At 61.0% G+C, this 22,482-nt stretch carries 24 protein-coding genes; 10 read left to right on the plus strand and 14 right to left on the minus strand.

The annotated features are described in order from the left end of the window. Positions 1-236 (minus strand): hypothetical protein (locus AOA61_RS31895; protein ID WP_218197369.1); only part of this gene is annotated, 236 nt, incomplete at its 3' end. Then, positions 187-975 carry a helix-turn-helix domain-containing protein gene (locus tag AOA61_RS21690; protein WP_095184469.1) on the minus strand — a complete coding sequence of 263 codons (789 nt, stop codon included), beginning with the start codon at positions 973-975 and terminating at the stop codon, positions 187-189. The genes AOA61_RS21690 and AOA61_RS31895, both read right to left, overlap by 50 nt. An 85-nt stretch (positions 976-1,060) precedes the next feature. Between AOA61_RS21690 and AOA61_RS21695 the strand changes: the two genes are divergently transcribed. From AOA61_RS21695 to AOA61_RS21705, 3 genes are all read left to right on the plus strand, one after another. Then, complete coding sequence (locus AOA61_RS21695) at positions 1,061-2,059, plus strand: bile acid:sodium symporter family protein (RefSeq protein ID WP_099602696.1); 999 nt, start codon at positions 1,061-1,063, stop codon at positions 2,057-2,059. Positions 2,060-2,136: 77 nt separating this feature from the next. Continuing rightward, positions 2,137-2,499 carry a type 1 fimbrial protein gene (locus tag AOA61_RS21700; RefSeq protein WP_095184471.1) on the plus strand — a complete coding sequence of 121 codons (363 nt, stop codon included), beginning with the start codon at positions 2,137-2,139 and terminating at the stop codon, positions 2,497-2,499. A 123-nt stretch (positions 2,500-2,622) separates the two neighbouring features. Beyond that, entirely contained in the window at positions 2,623-3,807 is a 1,185-nt protein-coding gene (locus AOA61_RS21705) for a sugar transporter (protein WP_099602697.1), read from the plus strand. Between the two features lie 39 nt (positions 3,808-3,846). On the opposite strand, the gene tal is transcribed toward AOA61_RS21705, so the two are convergent. From tal to AOA61_RS21740, 7 genes are all read right to left on the minus strand, one after another. Next, positions 3,847-4,770 carry a transaldolase gene (gene tal / locus AOA61_RS21710; protein WP_032889556.1) on the minus strand — a complete coding sequence of 308 codons (924 nt, stop codon included), beginning with the start codon at positions 4,768-4,770 and terminating at the stop codon, positions 3,847-3,849. 24 nt (positions 4,771-4,794) lie between these two features. Then, entirely contained in the window at positions 4,795-5,748 is a 954-nt protein-coding gene (locus AOA61_RS21715; RefSeq protein WP_032889554.1) for a sugar-binding transcriptional regulator, read from the minus strand. A 45-nt stretch (positions 5,749-5,793) separates the two neighbouring features. Continuing rightward, positions 5,794-6,594, minus strand: coding sequence for an SDR family oxidoreductase (locus AOA61_RS21720; RefSeq protein ID WP_095184473.1), 801 nt, complete (start codon positions 6,592-6,594; stop codon positions 5,794-5,796). Between the two features lie 11 nt (positions 6,595-6,605). Further along, the gene (locus tag AOA61_RS21725) at positions 6,606-7,385 is read right to left on the minus strand and encodes an SDR family oxidoreductase (RefSeq protein ID WP_256583476.1); all 780 of its coding nucleotides are present in this window, start codon (positions 7,383-7,385) and stop codon (positions 6,606-6,608) included. 132 nt (positions 7,386-7,517) lie between these two features. Beyond that, a complete protein-coding gene (locus AOA61_RS21730) occupies positions 7,518-9,026 on the minus strand; it encodes a sugar ABC transporter ATP-binding protein (protein WP_032889548.1) in 1,509 nt (502 codons plus the stop codon). A gap of 15 nt (positions 9,027-9,041) precedes the next feature. Then, entirely contained in the window at positions 9,042-9,974 is a 933-nt protein-coding gene (locus AOA61_RS21735; protein ID WP_032889545.1) for a sugar ABC transporter substrate-binding protein, read from the minus strand. A 50-nt stretch (positions 9,975-10,024) separates the two neighbouring features. Further along, a complete protein-coding gene (locus AOA61_RS21740) occupies positions 10,025-11,032 on the minus strand; it encodes an ABC transporter permease (protein WP_050442857.1) in 1,008 nt (335 codons plus the stop codon). Positions 11,033-11,394: 362 nt separating this feature from the next. On the opposite strand from AOA61_RS21740, the gene AOA61_RS21745 reads away from it, so the two are divergent. The 3 genes from AOA61_RS21745 to AOA61_RS21755 are packed head-to-tail and all read left to right on the plus strand — an operon-like array spanning position 11,395 to position 14,634. Continuing rightward, on the plus strand, positions 11,395-12,231 hold the full coding sequence (locus AOA61_RS21745) for a transketolase (RefSeq protein WP_032889543.1): 837 nt from the start codon (positions 11,395-11,397) through the stop codon (positions 12,229-12,231). Beyond that, complete coding sequence (locus tag AOA61_RS21750; RefSeq protein WP_099602699.1) at positions 12,221-13,153, plus strand: transketolase family protein; 933 nt, start codon at positions 12,221-12,223, stop codon at positions 13,151-13,153. Before AOA61_RS21745 ends, AOA61_RS21750 begins: the two co-directional genes overlap by 11 nt. Before the next feature lie 5 nt (positions 13,154-13,158). Next, on the plus strand, positions 13,159-14,634 hold the full coding sequence (locus tag AOA61_RS21755; RefSeq protein WP_032889537.1) for an FGGY family carbohydrate kinase: 1,476 nt from the start codon (positions 13,159-13,161) through the stop codon (positions 14,632-14,634). Between the two features lie 352 nt (positions 14,635-14,986). On the opposite strand, the gene AOA61_RS21760 is transcribed toward AOA61_RS21755, so the two are convergent. Both AOA61_RS21760 and AOA61_RS21765 read right to left on the minus strand, forming a co-directional pair. Continuing rightward, a complete protein-coding gene (locus AOA61_RS21760; protein ID WP_099602700.1) occupies positions 14,987-15,931 on the minus strand; it encodes an aliphatic sulfonate ABC transporter substrate-binding protein in 945 nt (314 codons plus the stop codon). A 208-nt stretch (positions 15,932-16,139) separates the two neighbouring features. Further along, positions 16,140-16,475 carry a hypothetical protein gene (locus AOA61_RS21765; RefSeq protein ID WP_032889532.1) on the minus strand — a complete coding sequence of 112 codons (336 nt, stop codon included), beginning with the start codon at positions 16,473-16,475 and terminating at the stop codon, positions 16,140-16,142. 90 nt (positions 16,476-16,565) lie between these two features. Between AOA61_RS21765 and AOA61_RS21770 the strand changes: the two genes are divergently transcribed. The 3 genes from AOA61_RS21770 to AOA61_RS21780 all read left to right on the plus strand — a co-directional run bounded on the left by AOA61_RS21770 (position 16,566) and on the right by AOA61_RS21780 (position 18,314). Further along, on the plus strand, positions 16,566-16,910 hold the full coding sequence (locus AOA61_RS21770) for a hypothetical protein (protein WP_032889529.1): 345 nt from the start codon (positions 16,566-16,568) through the stop codon (positions 16,908-16,910). A 55-nt stretch (positions 16,911-16,965) separates the two neighbouring features. Continuing rightward, complete coding sequence (gene glsB, locus AOA61_RS21775) at positions 16,966-17,874, plus strand: glutaminase B (RefSeq protein WP_027607252.1); 909 nt, start codon at positions 16,966-16,968, stop codon at positions 17,872-17,874. 119 nt (positions 17,875-17,993) lie between these two features. Further along, entirely contained in the window at positions 17,994-18,314 is a 321-nt protein-coding gene (locus tag AOA61_RS21780; RefSeq protein ID WP_241150135.1) for a hypothetical protein, read from the plus strand. A 5-nt stretch (positions 18,315-18,319) separates the two neighbouring features. Here the strand turns inward: AOA61_RS21780 and lspA are convergent, their stop codons facing one another. From lspA to AOA61_RS21795, 3 genes are all read right to left on the minus strand, one after another. Then, entirely contained in the window at positions 18,320-18,823 is a 504-nt protein-coding gene (gene lspA / locus AOA61_RS21785) for a signal peptidase II (RefSeq protein ID WP_099602702.1), read from the minus strand. Positions 18,824-19,179: 356 nt separating this feature from the next. Then, positions 19,180-20,424 carry a saccharopine dehydrogenase family protein gene (locus AOA61_RS21790; RefSeq protein WP_032889518.1) on the minus strand — a complete coding sequence of 415 codons (1,245 nt, stop codon included), beginning with the start codon at positions 20,422-20,424 and terminating at the stop codon, positions 19,180-19,182. A gap of 28 nt (positions 20,425-20,452) precedes the next feature. Then, on the minus strand, positions 20,453-21,550 hold the full coding sequence (locus AOA61_RS21795) for a carboxynorspermidine decarboxylase (RefSeq protein ID WP_074847089.1): 1,098 nt from the start codon (positions 21,548-21,550) through the stop codon (positions 20,453-20,455). 185 nt (positions 21,551-21,735) lie between these two features. On the opposite strand from AOA61_RS21795, the gene AOA61_RS21800 reads away from it, so the two are divergent. Beyond that, positions 21,736-22,404 (plus strand): DUF2268 domain-containing putative Zn-dependent protease, encoded by a 669-nt coding sequence (locus AOA61_RS21800; RefSeq protein ID WP_099602703.1) that lies wholly within the window; start codon positions 21,736-21,738, stop codon positions 22,402-22,404. The last annotated feature ends 78 nt before the right edge of the window (positions 22,405-22,482 follow it).

A 22,482-nucleotide genomic window follows, 5' to 3' on the forward strand; every position in this document is an offset into this window, starting at 1 on the left:
TGCTCTGCTTTTGCTCTGCTTTTGCTCTGCTTTTGCTCTGCTTTTGCTCTGCTTTTGCTCTGCTTTTGCTCTGCTTTTGATCTGGCTTTTACATCCTTTTCACTGACGAAGTCAGCGGTCTGTTGATCTGCGCTTTTGATTGTGTGAATCGCCCCCGCCCACATTCGACCTTCAGTGCCTGAGGCGTCACCGAAAGAACTCCCCCGGCGTCGCATCAAACTGCTGGCGAAACGCATTGATAAACGCCGACGTTGACTCATACCCACACCCCAGCGCCACATCCGTCACGCGTTCGCCTTGCTCCAGGGCGGGCAGGGCGCTCAGCAGGCGTAAGCGTTGGCGCCAGGCGCGGAAGGTCAGGCCGGTATCCCTCAAAAACAAGCGGCTGAGCGTCTTTTCGCTAAGCCCCAGTTTTTCGCTCCATTGCCCCAGTGTGGTCTGTTGCTCCGGGCGCAGGTTCAAGCTGCGGTAGATCTGTCGTAAACGTGGGTCGAGGGGCAGTGGCAGCATCAAGTCCACCTGGGGCGCGGCGGCGAGTTGGTCGAGTACCACTTGGGCCAGGCGCCCCTCGGGACCGTCCTCGGCATATTCCACCGGCAGCTCGCTGAAGCTGCGGATCAATTCGCGCAACAGGCTGCTCACCTCCAACACGTGGCAACACTCCGAGGCCCAGGCGGTCACGCTGCAATCGAGGTACAGGCTGCGCATTTCGGTGTGGGGCGAGCTGAACACTCGGTGCGGCATGCCCGCCGGGATCCACACCGCCCGCTGCGGCGGCGCGACAAAGCGGCCGGCGCTGGTCTGGATCTCCAGCACGCCTGAAATCGCGTAAGACAATTGCACCCACGGGTGGCTGTGGCGCCGGGTCAACGCGCGATTGGGCAAGGATTCGGTGCGCCCGTACACCGGCCGTGGCAGGCTGGACAGCCCGGGAATGCTGCGGCGCACCGTTTTGTCATGTCCTTTAGGCGGCATTTACTGGCTCATTGGCGTTAGTCGGTAACAAGCCGTTACGTTAGAGTCGCGGTGACGCTCTTGGCAACCCCTGGAAGATCCGCTTATGACACGCCCTCGTTTTCTGCCCGACAACTTCACCCTGACCCTGATCGCCACGGTGATCCTCGCTTCCTTGCTGCCCGCCAGCGGCCAGACCGCCGTAGCCTTCGGTTGGGTCACCAACCTGGCCATCGCGCTGCTGTTCTTCCTGCACGGCGCCAAGCTGTCGCGCCAGGCCATCGTTGCCGGGGCCGGCCACTGGCGCCTGCACTTGCTGGTGTTCAGCCTGACCTTCGTGCTGTTCCCCTTGTTGGGCCTGGCGCTCAAGCCGGTACTGTCGCCGCTGATCGGTAAAGACCTGTACATGGGCATGCTTTACCTCTGCGCCTTGCCCGCCACCGTGCAATCGGCGATTGCGTTCACTTCGCTGGCGCGGGGCAATATACCGGCGGCGATTTGCAGCGCGGCGGCGTCGAGCCTGTTCGGTATCTTCCTTACTCCGCTGCTGGTGACGTTATTGCTCAACGTGCACGGCGAAGGCAGCTCCACGGTCGATGCCATCCTGAAAATCAGCGTGCAACTGCTGCTGCCTTTTATCGCCGGGCAAATCGCGCGGCGGTGGATCGGCGAGTGGGTGGGCCGCAATAAGGCCTGGCTCAAATTCGTCGACCAAGGCTCGATCCTGCTGGTGGTCTACGGCGCATTCAGCGAAGCGGTCAACGAAGGCATCTGGCATCAGATCCCACTGTGGGAACTGGGCGGTCTGGTGGTGGCCTGCTGCGTGTTGCTGGCCTTGGTGCTGGTGGCGTCGAGCGTGCTGGGCAAGGCGTTTGGCTTCAATCAGGAAGACCGGATCACCATTTTGTTCTGCGGTTCGAAGAAGAGCCTGGCCACCGGCGTACCCATGGCACAAGTGCTGTTTGCCGGGGCGAGCATGGGGGTGTTGATTTTGCCGTTGATGCTGTTTCACCAGATCCAGTTGATGGTCTGCGCGGCGTTAGCGCAGCGGTATGCCAAGCGTCCTGAAAGCGTTCCGGAGTTGATGGCGCAGGTGGATCCTTGATTCAAACCGACGAATAACCTCAAGTTACTGCTCAGCCCGGCGACTTACTGCTTACTGGCCCAAGAAGGAGTGTCGGCATGAGCAGTAAAGGTATTTCGGTAATCGCAGGCCTCCTCGGCCTATGGGCAAGTACATGCGGCGCGGCGCAGTCCGTGGGGCAGGGCACCATCGCGTTCAGTGGCAGCATCGTCGAGCCAGGGTGTGCGACAAATGCGCGCAGTGGGCTGGTGACGGAAGGCAAGGGCTGTGTCGCTTCCGGTCGTGCCAATCGCTTCGACGTGCGCAGTTTGATGCCGGTGGCGGGTGTCGCCGTTCCCCGGCTATCGCCTGTTGCAGACAGCGGCCTTGGGCGTGATCACGATCAGCGGTATGTGCTGGTAGACAGCGCCGGCCAGCCGATTGTGTCGGGCAAGTACGTCGTCACGGTGACCACACCGTGACAAAACTGAGGGTGTCTTGAGGGGTATCGGCGTCAACAGCCAGCCGAGAAACCTATAGAATGCCAAGCGGCGGCGCTTGTCCTGGGTGGCCGTTTGATCATCGCCAGAGTACCTCGCCTTTCAATGAGCATTTCAGCCGCAACCCCCCAAGCCAACTGGCAACCGGTCATCGCCCTTGCGCTGGCCGCGTTTGTGTTCAATACCACCGAATTCGTACCGGTCGGCCTGCTGAGCGCCATTGGTGCCAGCTTCGACATGCCCGTGTCCAGCGTCGGCCTGATGCTCACCATCTACGCCTGGATCGTGTCCCTGACCTCACTGCCGGTGATGCTGCTGACCCGTAACGTCGAGCGGCGCAAATTGCTGATCGTGCTGTTCGGCATGTTTATCCTCAGCCATATCCTTTCCAGCGTGGCCAACAGTTTTGGCTTGCTGATGGTCAGCCGGATCGGCATTGCCTTGTCCCATGCGTTGTTCTGGTCGATCACCGCGTCCCTCGCGGTGCGCCTGGCGCCGGAGGGCAAACAGGTGCAAGCCCTCGGGTTGCTGGCCACCGGTACGTCATTGGCGATGGTGTTGGGGATTCCTCTGGGGCGTCTGCTCGGCGAGGCCATGGGCTGGCGCACTACCTTCCTGGTGATCGGCGCTTTCGCCGCCGCTCTCGTGTTCTGGCTGGCACGCACGTTGCCGCCGTTGCCGAGCCAGAACTCCGGCTCCCTGCGCAGCCTGCCGCTGCTGTTCAAGCGCCCGGCGCTGGTGGCGCTTTACGTGCTCACTGCGCTCACGGTGACCGCGCAGTTCACCGCCTACAGCTACATCGAACCCTTCGTCGAAGGCGTGGCCGGGATGGATGGCAGCGCCGTGACCCTGATCCTGCTGGTCTTCGGCGGCGCGGGCATCATCGGCTCGTTGCTGTTCAGCCTGGTGCACCGCTTCAACCCGCACCTGTTTGTGGTCGGCGCGGTGTTTATCCTGGCCGCGTGCCTCACGCTGATGCTGCCCTTGAGCGGCGCCGAGTCGTACCTGGTGATCCTGAGCATTTTCTGGGGCATGGCGATCATGGGCTTCGGCCTGGCCATGCAATCCAAAGTGCTGGTACTGGCGCCGGACGCCACTGACGTAGCCATGGCGATGTTCTCCGGCATCTACAACATCGGCATTGGCGGCGGCGCCCTGATGGGCAGTTGGGTCGGCAGTCACTTCGGTTTCGCCTGGATTGGCGTGGCGGGGGGGGTGCTGGCGGCGGTGGCGTTGATCGGGTATTGCCTGGCGATTCGCAGGTTCGGCACGGGTGTGGCACAAAGCTGATGCAGGAGCGAGCCAGCTCGCTCCTACAGGTTGACGGCGTTACAGCCCAGCCAACAGCGCCTCCAACTTCTCCTGATCCCGCGCAAACTGGCGAATGCCTTCGGCCAGTTTTTCGGTGGCCATTGCATCTTCATTCGACGCCCAGCGGAACTGCGCTTCGGTCAACGGTTGGCGCGCTTCACCGGCCGCCCCAGGTTGCAGCTTGCGTTCCAGCGGCCCGTTGTCTTCGGCAAGCTTTTGCAGCAAGTCCGGGCTGATGGTCAGGCGATCACAGCCGGCCAGTTGTTCGATCTGGCTGAGGGTACGGAAGCTGGCGCCCATCACCACGGTCGGGATGGCGTTGGCTTTGTAGTAGTTGTAGATGCGCGTCACCGACTGCACGCCTGGGTCTTCAGCCCCGGTGTAGTCCAGGCCTGTGCTCTTGCGGTACCAGTCGTAGATGCGGCCCACGAACGGCGAGATCAGGAACACGCCAGCGTCGGCGCAGGCCTGAGCCTGGGCGAAGGAGAACAGCAGGGTGAGGTTGGTCTGGATGCCGGATTTTTCCAGGCGTTCGGCGGTGCGGATGCCTTCCCAGGTGGAGGCCAGTTTGATCAGCACGCGGTCGCGGCCGACGCCGGCCTGGTCGTACAGGGCGATCAATTGGTTGGCCTTGGCCCACAGCGCGTCTTCATCGAAGGACAGGCGCGCGTCGACTTCAGTGGAGATGCGCCCCGGAATCACCTTGAGAATGCCGCAGCCCACTGACACCGCGAAGCGGTCACACGCCAGGCCTACATCGCCTTTGGATGACGACACCGCATTGCGCAGCAATTCGGCGTATTCCGGGATCGCAGCGGCTTTGAGCAGCAGTGACGGGTTAGTGGTGGCGTCGACAGGGCGCAGGCGGCTGATGGCTTCCAGGTCGCCGGTGTCGCAGACCACGGTGGTGAATTGCTTGAGTTGTTCGAGCTTGGACGTCATGAGCGGCTGTCTCCAAAAAATAGGTTATTGGTTGAGGGCCTGTGCGGTATCCAGGTCGGTGATCAGGATGTCCAGGTAGCCGCCCTTGAGCGCGCCGCGTATCGCCTGGACCTTGTTCAGCCCGCCGGCCAGGCCGAGCACGCGGTGGATTGAGCGCAGCTTGGGCAGTGCCACCGACACCACGAATTCTTCATCTTCTTCCAATACCGGCTTGCCCTGGGCATCGAAGTAGCGCAGGCAGATATCGCCTACCGCACCGCGCTCGGCCAGCAGGCGCAGCATGTCTTCGGTGTAGTAGTTGCCGCTGTTGCGCAGCAATTGCGAGGGCTCCAGGTCGCCGATGCCGACGATCGCCAGGGTGATGCTGTCAAAGCGTTGCAGCACTTCCTTGACCTCTTCCATCTGCACGATGCGCTGCTTGCTCTGCACCGATTGCTCGATGCTTTGGGACGGCAGCAAATACGCCGGGCAGTTGAGCAGGGTGGCCAGGCGTTGGGTCAGCAAGGTGGCTTCGAACGCGCCTTTGTTGCCGACGCCACCGAGCAGTTGCACCACTTCTTCGGCGCCTTGCTTGCCCGACTGCGCATGCAGGTGGCCGACCATGGCGCGAATGGTGCTGCTCCATGATGAAATGCCGATATGGTCCTGGGGCGACAGGCTGGTTTCCAGATAGTGCGCAGCGGCCGAGCCGATGGCTTGCTTGATGCTTTCGTCATTGCCGGGCTCGGTGGCTTCCACCACGATCACCCGGCGCACGCCGTAGCGACGTTGCAATTGGGTTTCCAGCTCCAGGTGCAGGCCTTGCAGGCGCATCACGCTGATCTTCACTACGCCTTCCTGCAGCGCCCGGCGCAGGGCGCGGCTGATAAAGGACTGGGACAGGTCCAGCTGCGTGGAGATTTCGGACTGCTTGAGCCCTTCTTCGTAATAGAGGCTCGCGATCTTGGTGATCAGGCGCTGTTCTTCGATCTGGCTCATGAAAGCCTCAGTTATTGACACAATGGCCGTGAGGATACCAAACCCTTACGACATGATCAGGCCGCCGTCGATATTGATCGCCTGGCCGGTCAGGTAGGCCGCGTCATCCGAGGCCAGGAAGGCTACCAGACCCGCCACATCCGAGGGTTTGCCGGCACGGCGCAGGGGGATGTTCTTGACCCACTCGGCCATCAATTCACCCTTGCCGTAGCGTTTTTCGTCGGTGCTGAGGATCTCGCCCCACACGCGGTCGTTGTAGTCCCACATCTCGCTTTCGATGATGCCGGGGCAAAACGCGTTGACCGTGATGTTATGCGGCGCCAGTTCCAGGGACAGGCTTTGGGTGATGCCGATCACGCCCATTTTGCTGGCTGCGTAGTGCGGTGTGTAGATAAAGCCCTGGCGACCTTGCCCGGACGAGGTGTTGATCAACCGCCCGCTGCCTTGCTTGACCATGTACTTGGCCGCTTCCCTGCACCCCAGCCACACGCCGGTGGTGTTGACCTGAAGCACCTTATCGAAATCAGCGCGGGGCATTTTGTCGTAGTGGTCGATGGTGATGATGCCGGCGTTCTGCACCGACACGTCGATGCTGCCGAAGCGGGCGTGGCCTTCGCGGTAGAGCTTCTCGATATCGCTTTCGTTGGTGACGTCGATGCCGAGGGCGAGGGCGCTCACGCCGTATTCCTGCGCCAGTTGGTCGGCGGTGAACGTCACGCGCTCCAGGTCATTGGAGGCCAGCACCAGGTTGGCGCCTTCCTGGGCGAAGCGCTCGGCTATGCCGGCACCAATGCCACGGCAGGCGCCGGTGATCACTACGGTTTTACCGCTGAAACGTTGCGACATCACAAGACTCCTTACCAGCACACAAAGCCGCCATCGACCAACAGGTCGACACCGGTGCAGAAAGATGACGCCTGGCTGGCCAGGAAAATCGCCGGGCCGACCATTTCTTCCACGCTGGCCATACGGCCCATGGGCGTGGTCTGTTCAAAGATCTTCACCTGGTCGGCGACTTCCGGGCGCGAGTTCATCGGCGTGGCGGTGTAGCCGGGGCTGATGCAGTTGACGCGCAGGCCCTTGTCGGCCCATTCCATCGCCAGGCTTTTGCTCAGATGAATCACCCCAGCCTTGGAGGTGTTGTAATGCACCTGCAACAGGCCACGGTTGACGATGCTGCCGGACATGGAGGCGATGTTGACGATGGCACCTTTGCCACGCGGCAACATCACGGCGGCCTGGGCCTGGCAGCTGAGGAAGATGCCGGTGAGGTTGATGTCCAGTGTGGTTTGCCAGCGTTGCAGTTCGAGGTCTTCGGCGGCCTGGGCGTTGGCGATGCCGGCGCAGTTGACCGCGACGCTGAGTGGGCCGAGTTCTTGTTCGGTTTGCGCGACGGCTGCATCCAGGGCGGCGCGCTCGGTGACGGTACCGCTCAACGCCAAGGCGCGACGGCCCAGCGTCTGGATGCGCTCGACCGTGCTGGCAATGCCGGGGCTGCCCGGAAGATCAAAGCAGGCAACATCTGCGCCGGCTTCGGCCAGCCCGACAGCGATGGCTTGGCCGATGCCGCTGCCGGCGCCGGTGACAAAGGCCACTTGGCCCTGAAGACTGAAAAGCTGCATGGATAACTCCGTTATTTGAAATCACAGTGGACCCGTGTGGGAGGGGGCTTGCTCCCGATAGCAGTGGTTCAGTGACAGATGCTTCTACTGACACTCCCTCATCGGGGGCAAGCCCCCTCCCACAGTTGGATCTGTGTAGGTGTTTGGTTATGCGGTGGCCATTTCCATCACCGACACCGGTGTGGCCTCGCCACGCTCCAGAATCCCCATCTGCCGGCCTCGGCTCATCACCATCACCCGATGGGACAAGCCCAGCACTTCATCCAGGTCGGAACTGACCACAATCACCGCCATGCCCTTGGCCGCCAAATCCGCGATCACTTCATAGATCGCCGCCCGTGCACCCACGTCGATGCCGCGTGTTGGCTCATCCAGAATGAACACCTTGGGGTTGCGTGCCAGCCACTTGGCGATGATCACTTTCTGCTGGTTGCCGCCGGACAAACTGGAAATCCGCGACTGCGGCGAACCTTTCACGCCGAGCCGCGCCACCGCCGTTCGGGCGAATTCACGCAGCGGGGCAGGGAGCACCCAACCGCGTTTGTCCAGCAGGTCGGTGTTGCCGTAGACCAGGTTGTCTTCGATGCGATGTTCCACGACTACGCCTTGCTGTTTGCGGTCTTCAGGTACCAGCACTACACCGGCCTGAATCGCTTCAAACGGGCTGCGCAGCTGGCGCACTTCACCGTCCAGCACCATCTGGCCCTTGATGTCCTGGGCCGCACCGGCAATGGTGCGCACCAGCTCCGTACGCCCGGCGCCTACCACGCCGGCAATGCCGAACACTTCGCCGGCGCGCACGCTGAAGTCGATGCCATGCAAGGCGAATTCGCGGCAGGTCAGGTCTTTGACCTGCAACATCACCTGCTCCTGCGGCGCCTGCAGCGCGGGGAAAATCCGCTCCAGGCTGCGCCCGACCATCTGCTCCACCAGCTCGCGCACCGGCACTTGCGCGGTGGCATGCAGGGCGATCTGACGACCGTCGCGCAGCACCAGCACGCGGTCGGCGATGCGCGCGATTTCTTCCAGGCGATGGCTGATGTAGATAAACGACACGCCTTCTGCTTTCAGCCGTTCCACCTGCTTGAACAGCAACTCGGTTTCTTCAGCGCCCAGCGCTGCGGTGGGTTCATCGAGAATCAGCAAGCTGGCCTTCAAGGTCAGCGCCTTGGCGATTTCCACCAATTGCTGGGCCGCCACACTCAGGCCTTCGACCTTGCGCGACGCCGGCACGTTGAGCCCCAGGCGTTCCAGTTGGATCTGCGCCTGGGCCTCGATGTAGTCGCGATCGACCCGCCCGTAACGCATGGGCAGGCGACCGACGAAGATGTTCTCGGCGATCGACAGTTGCGGCAGCAGACGGATTTCCTGGTGGATCAGGCCGATACCTGCGCCCAGTGCCGCACCCGGCGAGGCGGGTGCATACGGCGCGCCGAGCCAGGTCATGCTGCCGCCAGCTTCGGGTTGCACGAGGCCTGCGATGATCGACGACAAGGTCGACTTACCGGCACCGTTTTCACCGAGCAGGGCCAGCACTTCACCGCGGCGAATATCCACATTGACCTGGGACAACACCTGCACCGGGCCGTAGGCCTTGCTGATATTGCGCAGGCACAGCACCGCATCGGCGCTGCTATCCAGAGCTGCTGCTTGCATGACGACCTCCAAGGCTTACGGGTGCTGTTGCAGGAACGGCGCGACGTTTTCTTTGGTGGTCAGCACGGTGGGCAGCAGTTGCTCCTTGGGCACGGCTTTGCCGGCTTTGAGATCAATCGCCGAGGCCACGGCCAGGCGCCCCATTTTCTGGGTCTGCTGAGTCATGGTGGCGTTGAGCACGCCGCTTTCGACGGCCTTGAGCCCGGCGACGTCGCCGTCAAAACCGACGACCACGACCTTGTGATCCAGGTTGCCGACCTTCACCGCTTGGGCAGCGCCCAGGGCCATGGCATCGGCGCGGCCGAAGAATACGGTGATATTCGGATCACGCTGGAGCAGGTCCTGGGCCACGGCGAAGCCTTTGTCCTGAGCCCATTCGGCGGGTTGCTGGGCCACGACCTTGAGGTCCGGGAAGGCTTTCAGGCCCTCCTCGAAACCCTTGGCGCGATCATTCTCCGGCGTGGTGCCGAGTTGGCCTTGCAGGATCGCAATGCGGCCTTTGCCGTCGGTGATCTTGCCCACGTACTCGGCCAGGGTCTTGGCGCCGGCCACGCTGTCGCTGGCGATAAAGGTGTCGCCTGGTGCGTCGGGGGCGTTGCGGTCCACGGCGATCACCGGGATGCCCGCGGCCTTGGCGGCTTTGACGGGCACACCGGCGGCGGTAGCACCGGCGGGGATGTAGATCAGCACGTCGATCTGGCGGGTGATCAGGTCTTCAATCTGGCTGACCTGGGTCGAGGAGTTGCCTTGGGCGTCCACGGTGATCACCTTGATCCCCTTGGCCTTGCCCTCGGCTTCCACCGATTGCTTGATCTGGTTGAAGAAGTCGGCCTGCAGGTTGGCCACGGCCAGGCCGATGGTCAGGTCCTTGGCCCAGGTGGTGCCGGCAGCGGTAAGGGTCGCGGCCGCCAGAGCAGTGGCGATAAGCAGTTTCTTGGGGCTGAACATGTCGGTGACTCCTGGTTTTATTGTTGGAGGGTGTCAACTGTCGAACAGGTTTAACGGGCAGTACTGGAACGGCGTCGAAGGGTGTCGATGGTCACGGCGAGGGCGATGACCACGCCGATCACCACTTGTTGAATAAACGGGGAAACGCCCAGCAGGTTGAGGCCATTGCGCAACACGCCAATGATCAGCACGCCCACCAGGGTGCCGCCGATGCTGCCGACGCCGCCGCTGAGGCTGGCCCCGCCAATCACCACGGCGGCAATAGCGTCCAGTTCCAGGCTGAGGCCGGCACTGGGTTGGGAAGAGTCGAGGCGCGCCGCCAGGGTCACGGCGGCGATGCCGGCCAGCGCGCCGCTGATGGCGTACACCCACAAGGTAATCGCACGCACCTTGATGCCGGACAGGCGCGCCACTTCAGGGCTGCCGCCCATAGCGTAGAGGTTGCGGCCGCCGGCACGAAAGCGCAGGAACACCCACGCCACCAGCAGCATCACCAGAAACAGCCCGACGGTTGCCGAGAGGAAGCCGAAGTGCCGCACCGTGGCCAGGCTAGTGAACCACTCCGGGTAGCCGACGATCTGCCGGCCTTCGGTGAGGATATTCGCCAGGCCACGGGCCACCGACATCATGGTCAGCGTGGCAATAAAGGGCGGCAGCTTGGCGTAGGTGATCAACGCGCCGGACACCAGCCCGGCGAGCATCCCGGTGGCAATCGAGATCGGAATCGCGAAGCCCAGCGGCACTGCCTGATCCTGGTAGAGCCAGCCGAGCATCATCATCGAGAAGGCCAGCACCGAGCCTACCGACAGGTCGATGCCGCCGATGACGATCACCGCTGTCATGCCGATCGCCAGGATGCCCAGCACCGTGACCTGATCGAGGATGTTCAGGCCATTGCGCAAGGAGAAGAAGAATTCGGAACTGAAGGAGAAGACCAGCACCAGCAACACCAGCCCGATCAACGGGCCGCCGATGTTGCTGGGCAGCAGTTTCACAATACGTGGGCGGGGTGGCGGCTTGAGTTCGGCCGGGTGCTGGACAATAGCTTTGGCGTCCACAGTGTTCTCCTGATTTATTTTTTTTGGAGTGCTTTCAGGTCGCTTGAATATTTATGCGTGCCTGACTGTTAATTCAGATTCCAGTGACACCGTGGCAAAGTCAAGCGCTTAATTTTTCAGGTATGCCTCTAAACCGGCGCTTTCACCACGGCCAAAGCCACGGGATAGACCAGCCCGTGTGGGATTTTGCCCGTTTGTCCGAGGGATGTTTCTTCTATTTATTTCGTTTTTCCGTGGATCGCTCACTTGACCGCGCGGACGATCAGCGTCTAAATAGAAATATATTGTCATTGCTGAATAAATATTCAAACACAGCTTTGGACACTTTCACCTCACGTGGTCAGCCCCACAGGAGCCGCTGCATGAATGCCTTCCAGTACGACGCCCACCAGATCAAGGAACAGGCCCGCCTGATCCGCCGCCATGTGATCCACCTCAACGCCGATTCACCGGCGGGCGGTCACACCGGAGCGGACCTGTCGGAAACCGACATCCTCGCCACTCTGTACTTCCGCATCCTCAATACCGGCCCGGAACGCACTGAAGACCCTGATCGCGATATCTATATCCAGAGCAAGGGCCATGGCGTGGGTGGTTTGTATTGCTGCCTGGCACAGGCGGGCTATATCCCTACTGAATGGTTGCCCACTTACCAGCACTTCAATTCCCATTTGCCCGGCCATCCGGTACGCCAGAAAACCCCCGGCATCGAACTCAACACCGGCGCCCTTGGCCACGGCTTGCCAGTGGCAGTGGGGCTGGCATTGGCGGCAAAGATGTCCGGCAGCAAAAAACGCATCTACGTGCTGACCGGCGACGGCGAACTGGCCGAAGGCTCCAACTGGGAAGCCGCCATGGCGGCAGCCAAGTACGGGTTGGATAACCTGTTTGTGATCGTCGACAAGAACAAACTGCAACTGGCCGGCCTGACCGCCGAGATCATGCCGCTCGACCCACTGGACGTGAAATGGGCTGCCTTCGGCTTCACCGTCAGCGAATGCGATGGCAACGACGTGGGCCAGTTGATCGAAACCCTGGAAACCATGCAGACCCAAACCGGCGCGCCCCAGGTGCTGATCGCCCACACCATCAAAGGCAAGGGCGTGTCGTTTATCGAAGCCCGCCCTGAATGGCACCACCGTGTGCCGAAGGGCGATGAAATCAATGCAGCACTGGAGGAGTTGAACCATGGCGAGTGAACATTTGGCGAGTGTCATGGTGCAGGCCTTTATTGATGCAGTCGACGCCGGGTTGGACGTCGTGCCAGTGGTCAGCGATTCCACGTCGACGGCCAAGATCGGTCCGTTTATGCAGCGCTTTCCAGAGCGGTTGATCAATGTCGGGATTGCCGAGCAGTCCTTGGTCAGCGTCGCGGCGGGGCTGGCGCTGGGCGGTAAAATTGCTGCCACCTGCAATGCGGCGCCGTTTCTAATCTCTCGCGCCAATGAGCAGATCAAGGTGGACGTCTGCTACAACCAGGCCAATGTGAAAATGTTCGGTCTGAACGCCGGTACCAGCTATGGCCCGTTGGCCAGCACCCACCACAGCCTTGACGATATTTCTGTGATGCGCGGCTTCGGCAATGTGCAGATTTTTGCCCCGGCGGATGCCGTCGAGTGCCGGCAGATCGTCGATTACGCGCTGCGTTACCACGGCCCGGTGTATATCCGTCTCGATGGTAAAGCCTTGCCGGATGTTCACGGTGCCGACTACCAATTCAAACCCGGCCAGGTAGATATCCTGCGCCAGGGCGCGGACGTTAGCATCGTGGCCCTGGGCTCGGTGGTGCATGAAGCGGTCGATGCTGCGGCCTTGCTGGCGGAGCAGGGCATCCAGGCTCAGGTGATCAACCTGTCGTCGATCCGGCCCTTGCAGCGTGATGTATTGCTCAGCGCCTTGAGCGGCACCCGCGCCGTCATCAGCGTGGAAGAACACAACGTTAATGGCGGCGTCGGCAGCCTGGTCGCTGAAGTGCTGGCTGAAGCCGGGTTGGGCATTGCCCTGATCCGCCTGGGTATCGGCGATGGCGAATACGCCGCCGCCGGCGCCCGCGAACCGACCCGCGCCTTGCATAACATCGACGCGGCTGGGATCGTGGCGGCTGCCACTCGGTTGCGGTGAAATCAATGAATAACAACACCCCGCTGATCCTTGCGATAGATGAAGGCACCAGCAACGCCAAGGCGGTGCTGGTCAACGAACTGGGCCAGGTGATCGCGCGCGGTTCGCGGCCCTTGAGCATCAGTCATCCCCAGGCCGGGTTTTCCGAGCAGGACCCGCTGCTGATCTGGCAAAACACGTTGGCTGCGATTGAAGAGTGCCTGGCCCAGGTAGATCGGCCGATCACTGCGCTCGCGATTAGCAACCAGCGCGAATCGGTGGTGGCTTGGGATAGGCATACCGGTGAGCCATTGTCGCCGTGCATCAGTTGGCAGTGCCGACGCTCTACGGCGTTATGCACGCAACTGCATGCGCAGGGTCATGAAGCGCTGATCCTGGAAAAGACCGGGCTGGCGTTGGACCCAATGTTCTCGGCGGGCAAATTTCGCTGGATTCTCGACAACCTGGACAATGGTCACGCCCGCGCCGCTGCTGGTGATATTTGCCTGGGTACGGTCGACAGCTGGCTGTTGTGGCAACTCAGCGGCGGCCAGGTGTTCGCCACCGACTATTCCAACGCCGCGCGCACTCAGTTGTTCAACCTGCATTCCTGCGCCTGGGATCCTGAGCTTTTGGCGCTGTTCGGCATTCCCGCTGCGGCCTTGGCGCCGATCCAGCCGAGCGCCGGGTTCTTCGCCGAAACCGTCGCCGTGGGCGGCTTGCCCGCCGGTATCCCGGTGATGTCGATGATTGGCGACTCCCATGCCGCGCTGTACGGGCAGGGCGGTTTTGCGCCGGGTCTGGTCAAGGCCACCCTCGGCACCGGTTCGTCCTTGATGACGCCCATGAGCGGCCCGATTGCGTCCACCCATGGCTTGTCCACCACATTGGCCTGGCATGACGGCAGCCAACCCACCTTCGGCATGGAGGGCAATATCGTCCATACCGGCGCTGCCGTGCAGTGGGCGTCGCGCTTGGTGGCTGGCGAATCCCTGGATGCCTTGACCGAACAGGCTGCGCAACTGCCGGATAACGGCGGTGTGTATTTTGTCCCGGCGCTGTCGGGCCTCGGCGCACCGCACTGGAAGGCCGACGCCCGTGGGCTGATCTGCGGGTTGACCGAAGCCACGTCCGGCGCGCACATCCTGCGCGCCTCGCTGGAATCCATCGGTTATCAGATTCGCGATGTGTTTGAGGCGATGCAACAAGACATCGGCAGTCCTTTGAAGGAACTGTGGGTGGACGGCGGCGCCACGCGCAATCGCTGGCTGATGCAGTTCCTTGCCAACCTGCTGCAACGCCCGGTGGTGCGCAGCCTGTCGCCGGAGGTGTCGGCGCTGGGCGCAGCGCACCTGGCGGGACGGGCGTTGGGCGTGTGGGCGAGTGATACGGCGCTGGGGCAGTTGGAGCGCCAGCGCGAGCGGTTTGAGCCGCAGGATGACCCCGCAATGGCAGGGCGTTATGCAGAGTGGAAAAAGGCTTTAGCCCGAACACTCCTCTAACGGCATATGCAAACCCACTGTGGGAGGGGCGGTGCGACGATTCGACTTGCCGCCGATGAGCATAGGGATCTACATAACGTTGACTCAACACTGAACGTCCGGCAGATAGGGCTGTTGTGGCGAGCGGGCTTGTCCCGCGTTGGGCTGCAAAGCAGCCCCAAAACCAGCCTCAACAGAGTGTCTGATACACCGCATTCTTCTTGACTGGGGCTGCTTTGCAGCCCAACGCGGGACAAGCCCGCTCGCCACAGGGATATTTGTCAGCGTCTGAAAAGTTGTTTAGATACCCATGGTTATCGGGGGCAAGTCGAATCGTCGCACCGCCCCTCCCACATTTAGATCACACCAGCCTTCAAGGCCTCCAGGTCTGCACATCCTTGGCATCCACGGCCTTGGGCAATAACCCCGCCTTGAAGAACGCATCGGCAATCTTCTGCTGCTCACCCAACTGATCCACCGTCACCGGCTGCACCTGATAACTGCGGTGCGCGTTCGCCGCTTCCACCGTGGCCACGTCCAGGTTGCCCCACAGCGGGCCGAGCACTTTCGCCGCTTCTTGCGGATGGGCTTTCACCCACTTGCCGGTTTTTTCCAATTCCCCATACACCACCTTCAACACTTCTGGGTGCGCCTTGGCGTAGGGCGTGCCGGTCAGGTAATAGCGCTTGTAACTGGCGAGTCCTGCGCCATCGGCCAGGGTGCGGGTCGGCAGTTGGCGCTGCACGCTGGTGAGGAAGGGTTCCCAGGTTACCCAGGCGTCGACTTTGTTGTTCTCGAACGCCGCGCGGCCATCGGCTGGCGACAGGTAAGCCGGTTCGATATCCGAGAACGCCAGGCCAGCTTTATTCAGGGCTGCGATCAACAAATAGTGAGTGCCGGCAGCCTTGGTCACCGCGATTTTCTTGCCCTTCAAGTCCGCCAACTGTTGGATCGGCGAGTCCTTACGCACCACGATGGCCTGGGCCGAAGGCGAGGGCGCTTCCTGGGCGAAGTAGGTGAGTTTGGCCTGGGCCGCCTGGGCGAAGATCGGCACGGTGTCGGCCACGTCGGCGCTGATGTCGACGTTGCCGACGTTCAGCGCCTCCAGCAGCGGCAGGCCGCTGGGGAATTCGTGCCAGCTCACGGCGATGTTGTCAGCCTTGAGGGCTTTCTCAAGGGTGCCTTGGGTCTTCAGCAGGGTGATCAGCGTGGAGGATTTCTGGTAGCCGATGCGCACGGTTTCCTGGGCTTGCGCACTAAAGGCAACGGAAAAGGCCAGCAATCCTAATACAGCGGCGAGGGGACGACGAAGGGACATGGTGGGCTCGATCTTCAACGAAATAGCCCTGAGCTTAATGATCTAAAAACCATTCGATAAATACTCTTTCGATCTGAGCTTAGGATGCTTTCAGCCGCTTCCTGCCCGCTGGAACAGCTGGGCCATGGGCGGGTGCGCGGCTTCGATCATCAAGTAATACACCTCCGTTTCGCTGCCCTCGCGCGCCGAATGGGGTCGGTGGTGTGGCTCAGTCCACGCAGATCGCCCGGCCCAGCTTGCCTTTCTCTACCGTCGCCGAGCAGCCGAAGTGGCCGTTATCTACCTGGCACGCGCCGGTCACCGGGCCGTTGCCGGACTGGGTGGTGACACTGGTCTGGCACTCGCCTTCACACTGACTGGAGTCGGTGCACGCCTTGCCTGCGTCCTTGTATGGCGTGATGCACTTCCAGCTTTGCAGCTTGCCGACTTGCTTCATGGTGCCGCCGCCCGCCAGGCAGGTGGACGCTGCAGCGTCCTGAGCGGGCGGGGTCGTGGTGCATGCCGATACCAGCAGTAAAGCGGCCAGGCCAATCATTAATTTCATGCAAAGTCCTCGTGGAGTGAGCGCAGCGGTGCAGTGTACGGGCATATGGACTACTTTGATTGACGAGCGATCCCCACCCGGTAATGACTCATGCACACGTTATGGAAGCGGTATGTGGCCCTGCTGGAAAATGACCTGAGCACTCAGATCTTCGACAATGTTAAAAACCTGCTGGTGTGCGCGCTGCTGTTCGCGGCGGGCACCAATACGCTGCTCGGGCAACGTGAACTCTTTATTGGCATGTTCGCGTCAAACGTGGCGGGCTGGGGGCTGATCATCCTGTCCACGGTGTTGATGCTGTTGAACGTCAGCGACGGCATTCGCCGGCTGGCCAAGCTGCGTTATCACTTGGCGTTGCAGCTGTTGTTGATCCTGGTTTATCTGGTGGTGGCCGAGCGGGTTGTGGAGATTGTGTGGGGCTTCCGCGCCCATTGAAGTATCCTCCGCACCCCGCTTTCCACTGATTCAAAGACAGATGACAGGACAAGACATGCAGGCGCTGCTGGAGTCGATCCTAGACGAAGTGCGCCCACTGATCGGCCTCGGCAAAGTCGCCGACTACATTCCCGCGCTGGCCGATGTACCGGCCAATCAACTGGGCATCGCCGTGTATGGCAACGACGGTTCGGCCTACCGCGCCGGAGATGCCGATACGCTGTTCTCGGTGCAAAGCATTTCCAAGGTGTTCAGCCTGGTGCAGGCCATCGACCACGGCGGTGAAACCATCTGGGAACGCCTGGGGCACGAGCCTTCGGGGCAACCGTTCAACTCGTTGGTGCAACTGGAATTCGAACGCGGCCGCCCGCGTAATCCCTTCATCAATGCCGGTGCGCTGGTGATCTGCGACATCAACCAATCACGCTTTGCCGTGCCGATCCTGTCGATGCGCGACTTCGTGCGGCGCCTGTCGGGCAACCCCCAGATCCTGGTCAACAGCGTCGTCGCCGACTCCGAAGCCCAGCACGGCGCGCGCAACGCGGCCATGGCCTACCTGATGAAATCCTTCGGCAACTTCCACAACGACGTGGATGCTGTACTGCATAGCTACTTCAACTACTGCGCCTTGCAGATGAGCTGCCTGGACTTGGCCAAGGCGTTCAGCTTCCTCGCCAACGAGGGCACGAGTGCCCACAGCGGCGAACAGATCCTCACCGCGCGCCAGACCAAGCAAGTCAACTCGATCATGGCCACCAGCGGGCTGTATGACGAGGCGGGCAATTTTGCCTATCGCGTGGGCTTGCCGGGCAAGAGCGGGGTCGGCGGCGGGATTGTCGCGGTGGTGCCGGGGCAATTTACCGTGTGCGTGTGGTCGCCGGAGTTGAACGCGGCGGGGAACTCACTGGCGGGGATCAAGGCGTTGGAGTTGTTGAGTGAGCGGATTGGGTGGTCGGTGTTTTGAGAGCGTTCCCACGCGCGTGGGAACGATGATCCGGATGGCATGCCGCTGGAGGGGCGTCATCCAATGCTACGCTGCCGCCGCAGCCCAGGAATTTTCCCTTTTCTCAGATGGATGTCTGTATGGCCTATGAACTCCATATCGCCCGTGTCGGAAGCAATGCAATAACGCCTGAAGAATGGCGTGACGTGTGTGCCGGTGACCCGTCCCTCCTGTTGCAGGACGAAGTGACTGCCGTTAATCCCACGACAGGAGCGACGATCTCCATCAGCGGTAACCAAACGGCGTACTGGACCTCTCCCACCACGCAGCAGGATTACTATTTCGATTATCGCCGTGGCCAAATTTCGTTTGTATACAGCGATGAGAGCATCGTGAAAGCCAAGGCGATCGCCCTGGCCCTCGCCGCTGAAATTCGAGGCGATGAGGGGGAGAAATACTGATACGCCTAGGCTTTACGTGGCTTCACGAACAGGTCGATCAGCAGGTACAGCGCGCCGACAGTAATTGCGATATCCGCAATATTGAACACCCCGGTATGCGCTGGCCCGACGTTCAGGACCATGTAATCAACCACATGGCCGTCGCGAAACACTCGGTCGATCAGGTTGGCGATGCCACCCAAGGCGATGGCGTACAGCGGCAATACTTTACGCAGCGGCTGGTTCCAGTTGGAGAGGGACCACCCCATCGCCCAGGCCACCACAACGGCTACGCCGACGATAAAGATCAGTTGTTTGACCTGTGGTGGCAAAGCGGCGCCCAGGCTCAGGAATGCGCCAGGGTTGAGGCTTAGCTCCAACGCAAAGTTGATCGGGTTTGAGCCGATTTTGAAGCTGTTGGCCTGCAGTGAAACCAGGGCCCAGAGTTTTACAAGCTGGTCCACGGCAATGAAGGCGATGCCGGCGAGGAGGGCGAAGCTGCGGCCTCGCAATAGGGGCGACGTGCTCAATCGGTAACTTCCTGTTTCGGGGCGGTCGATAAGGCGGCTGAAGATAGCTCAGGCGCTCTATCCCGTCCATCTTCAAGCCGCCGGGCAGGCTGTGTTCAACGCCTTAAGTTCAGGACTCAGTACCTTTGTGCAACTTGCCCATAATTGCAGTGCACGCGGTCATCTGTGAATTCCAATGTGGGAGGGGGCTTGCCCCCGATTACGGCGTGTCAGTCACTGCTGCTGTGACTGATGTACTGCAATCGGGGGCAAGCCCCCTCCCACATTGGATGTTCAGTGTCTTGGAAATAGGTATCCGCCCAAACAAAAAATGCGCCCCTGAGGGCGCATTTTTTTGTTCGGTCAGCTATCGCCTATCAGGCAATCGCATCCCAGGCTCGATCACCGTGCTCGTCCTTGATCCGAGTCGGCAAGCCCATCACGTCCAGCGCCTTGAGGAACGGCTCAGCCGGCAGTTCCTCGACGTTGGCCATGTGTTTCACATCCCACTCGCCACGGGCTACCAGCAGCGCTGCGGCTACTGGTGGAACGCCTGCGGTGTAGGAGATGCCCTGGCTGTCGGTTTCAACGTAGGCTTCTTCGTGATCCGCTACGTTGTAGATGAACATCTCGCGCGGCTGGCCGTCCTTGGTGCCTTTGACCAGGTCGCCGATGCAGGTCTTGCCGGTGTAGCCCGGAGCCAGCGAAGACGGGTCGGGCAGCACGGCCTTGACCACTTTCAACGGCACCACTTCCAAGCCTTCGGCGGTGGTGACCGGCTTCTCGGAGAGCAGGCCGAGGTTTTTCAGCACGGTGAACACGTTGATGTAGTGTTCGCCGAAGCTCATCCAGAAACGCACGTTGGGCACGTCGAGGTTTTTCGACAGCGAGTGCACTTCATCGTGGCCGGTGAGGTAGAGGTTCTGCGAACCCACGACCGGGAGGTCATCGGTGCGTTTGACTTCGAACATGGTGTTGCTGGTCCACTGGCTGTTCTGCCAGCTCCACACCTGCCCGGTGAATTCGCGGAAGTTGATTTCCGGATCGAAATTGGTGGCGAAGTATTTGCCATGGGAGCCGGCATTGACGTCGAGGATGTCGATCGAATCAATGCGGTCGAAATGCTGTTGCTGCGCCAGCGCGGCATACGCGTTGACGACACCCGGGTCGAAGCCCACGCCAAGGATGGCGGTGATGTTCTTCTGTTTGCACTCTTCCAGGTGGTTCCATTCGTAGTTGCCGTACCACGGCGGGGTCTCGCAGACCTTGCCCGGCTCTTCGTGGATGGCGGTGTCGAGGTACGCAACGCCCGTGTCGATGCAGGCACGCAGTACCGACATGTTGAGGAACGCGGAACCCACGTTGATGACGATCTGCGATTCAGTCTCGCGGATCAGGGCCTTGGTCGCTTCCACGTCCAGGGCGTTCAGCGCGAAGGCCTGGATGTCGGCGGGCACCTTGAGGCTACCCTTGGCCTTGACGCTGTCGATGATGGCCTGGCATTTGGAGATGTTGCGCGACGCGATAGCAATACGACCGAGTTCGTCGTTGTGCTGCGCGCACTTGTGGGCCACCACCTTGGCGACACCTCCTGCACCAATGATAAGAACGTTCTTTTTCAATTGCTTTATTTCTCCTATATCCGCCAGCTTACGAAAGGCTGGACAGGTAGTCGTCGTAACCAAATTCACGAACCACTTCGACTGTACCGTCGAGTTGTTTCACTACGATGGACGGCATTTTCAGGCCGTTGAACCAATTTTTCTTGACCATGGTGTAGCCCGCGGTGTCGATGAACGACAGCCGATCGCCGATGGCCAGCGGACGATCAAATTGATACTCGCCGAAGATGTCCCCGGCCAGGCAGGATTTGCCGCACACCATATAGGTGTGTTCACCGTCGCTCGGCGCCAGTTTGGCGTTGAGGCGGTAGATCAGCAGGTCCAGCAGGTGGGCTTCGATGGAGCTGTCCACGACGGCGAGGTTTTTGCCGTTGTAGAGGGTGTCGAGCACGGTGACTTCCAGGGAGGCGCTGTTGGTGATCGCCGCTTCGCCGGGTTCCAGGTAGACCTGCACGTCGTACTTCTGCGAGAACGCCTTGAGGCGCTGGCAGAAGGCGTCAATGGCATAGCCTTCACCGGTGAAGTGGATGCCGCCGCCGAGGCTGACCCAGTTGACCTTGTGCAGCAGCGCGCCGAAGCGTTCTTCGATGGTGTTCAGCATCTGGTCGAACAGGTTGAAATCGCCGTTCTCGCAGTTGTTGTGGAACATGAAGCCGGAGATCTGCTCGATCACGCCTTCGATCTTCACCGGGTCCCATTCGCCCAGGCGGCTGAATGGACGCGCCGGGTCAGCCAGCAGGTAGTCGGAGCTGCTCACTTGCGGGTTGACGCGCAGGCCGCGGGTCTTGCCTTCACTGCGTTCGGCAAAACGCTGCAGTTGGCTGATGGAGTTGAAGATGATCTTGTCGCAGTTATCGAGCATCTCTTCGATTTCATCGTCGGCCCAGGCCACGCTGTAGGCGTGCGCCTCACCTTCGAACTTCTGGCGACCGAGCTTCAACTCATACAGCGACGACGAGGTGGTGCCGTCCATGTATTCCTGCATCAGGTCGAACACCGACCACGTGGCAAAGCACTTGAGCGCCAGCAGGGCCTTGGCGCCGGACTGCTCGCGCACGTAAGCAATCTTCTGCATGTTGACCAGAAGCTTCTGTTTATCGATGAGGTAGTACGGCGTTTTGATCATTTTTGAGAGCCTGCGGCGGTGCCTGCCAAAAAAGGACACGCATTGTGCCCGCACTTGGATCGAATCGAAAGGTTAGCCGGCGGATTTTGCTGCGCCGCTTTTAATCTGACCTGCCAATGTGACAGCTCGTGGGTATGATCAGCCACTCGGGTGACGACACAACGTTGGGATGACGAGAGGTGAGAATGGACGCATGGACACTGCACTGGCTGGAAGCTTCGGGCTCCCTGGCCACGCATCGCAAGGCATTGATGCAAGCGTTCGATGTCGCCTACCGGGGGATTTCCCAAGTGATGCCACCACCACGCTTGGATGTACTGATTCAACGGCTGCCCGGCGAAACCATCCCGGAGTTGGGCCTGGTTGGTCGCGCTTATCGCAGCACGATGTTCTCCCTGACCCTGGACCCCGATAACCCAAATTTCGCCACGAGCCTCGAAGGCGGCGCAATGAGTCGACATGTGGTGCATGAGGTGCATCATTGCCTGCGCATGGCTGGGCCGGGGTATGGCTGGACGCTGGGGGAGGCGCTGGTCAGCGAAGGCCTGGCAGGCAGGTTTGTACAGCATGTGCTGGGCAGCGAAGCCGAGGCGTGGGAGAGGGCGTTCAGCCTTGAAGCGCTCAGGCGTTTTCCTGCACACCTTAGCGAGCTTGAGGCGACGTACTACGATCACAGCGCCTGGTTTTTTGGCACCGGCGACAAGCCTCGATGGCTGGGGTATGCCTTGGGTTATCAGATGGTCGGATTATGGTTGGCGTCGGTAGGAGCGCCTGATGCAGATACGTGGCTCAACGTTTCAGCCAAAGACATCCTGGCGATCGCGGCTGAGGAGGGCTTGGTGATTCGTGCCTGACGAGGACCGACGGACAAAGTCAGCAGGTTTGCCTGCTTTCAGCGCGGTCGCACGTAGACACCGTCCTATCCAACACCG

Origin of the sequence: Pseudomonas sp. 2995-1, from assembly GCF_002742505.1 — a bacterium.
In the GTDB taxonomy this organism is placed as follows: domain Bacteria; phylum Pseudomonadota; class Gammaproteobacteria; order Pseudomonadales; family Pseudomonadaceae; genus Aquipseudomonas; species Aquipseudomonas sivasensis.

Excerpts from the sequence above, each read along its gene's own strand:
- AOA61_RS21695 (WP_099602696.1), top strand. The coding sequence starts at position 1,061 with ATGACACGCCCTCGTTTTCTGCCCGACAACTTCACCCTGACCCTGATC.
- AOA61_RS21750 (WP_099602699.1), top strand. The coding sequence starts at position 12,221 with ATGGCGAGTGAACATTTGGCGAGTGTCATGGTGCAGGCCTTTATTGAT.
- AOA61_RS21720 (WP_095184473.1), bottom strand. The coding sequence starts at position 6,594 with ATGTCGCAACGTTTCAGCGGTAAAACCGTAGTGATCACCGGCGCCTGC.
- AOA61_RS21765 (WP_032889532.1), bottom strand. The coding sequence starts at position 16,475 with ATGAAATTAATGATTGGCCTGGCCGCTTTACTGCTGGTATCGGCATGC.
- AOA61_RS21715 (WP_032889554.1), bottom strand. The coding sequence starts at position 5,748 with ATGAGCCAGATCGAAGAACAGCGCCTGATCACCAAGATCGCGAGCCTC.
- AOA61_RS21770 (WP_032889529.1), top strand. The coding sequence starts at position 16,566 with ATGCACACGTTATGGAAGCGGTATGTGGCCCTGCTGGAAAATGACCTG.
- AOA61_RS21730 (WP_032889548.1), bottom strand. The coding sequence starts at position 9,026 with ATGCAAGCAGCAGCTCTGGATAGCAGCGCCGATGCGGTGCTGTGCCTG.
- AOA61_RS21700 (WP_095184471.1), top strand. The coding sequence starts at position 2,137 with ATGAGCAGTAAAGGTATTTCGGTAATCGCAGGCCTCCTCGGCCTATGG.
- AOA61_RS21745 (WP_032889543.1), top strand. The coding sequence starts at position 11,395 with ATGAATGCCTTCCAGTACGACGCCCACCAGATCAAGGAACAGGCCCGC.
- AOA61_RS21800 (WP_099602703.1), top strand. The coding sequence starts at position 21,736 with ATGGACGCATGGACACTGCACTGGCTGGAAGCTTCGGGCTCCCTGGCC.
- AOA61_RS21780 (WP_241150135.1), top strand. The coding sequence starts at position 17,994 with ATGGCCTATGAACTCCATATCGCCCGTGTCGGAAGCAATGCAATAACG.
- AOA61_RS21705 (WP_099602697.1), top strand. The coding sequence starts at position 2,623 with ATGAGCATTTCAGCCGCAACCCCCCAAGCCAACTGGCAACCGGTCATC.
- AOA61_RS21795 (WP_074847089.1), bottom strand. The coding sequence starts at position 21,550 with ATGATCAAAACGCCGTACTACCTCATCGATAAACAGAAGCTTCTGGTC.
- AOA61_RS21760 (WP_099602700.1), bottom strand. The coding sequence starts at position 15,931 with ATGTCCCTTCGTCGTCCCCTCGCCGCTGTATTAGGATTGCTGGCCTTT.
- glsB (WP_027607252.1), top strand. The coding sequence starts at position 16,966 with ATGCAGGCGCTGCTGGAGTCGATCCTAGACGAAGTGCGCCCACTGATC.
- AOA61_RS21690 (WP_095184469.1), bottom strand. The coding sequence starts at position 975 with ATGCCGCCTAAAGGACATGACAAAACGGTGCGCCGCAGCATTCCCGGG.
- tal (WP_032889556.1), bottom strand. The coding sequence starts at position 4,770 with ATGACGTCCAAGCTCGAACAACTCAAGCAATTCACCACCGTGGTCTGC.
- AOA61_RS21755 (WP_032889537.1), top strand. The coding sequence starts at position 13,159 with ATGAATAACAACACCCCGCTGATCCTTGCGATAGATGAAGGCACCAGC.
- AOA61_RS21735 (WP_032889545.1), bottom strand. The coding sequence starts at position 9,974 with ATGTTCAGCCCCAAGAAACTGCTTATCGCCACTGCTCTGGCGGCCGCG.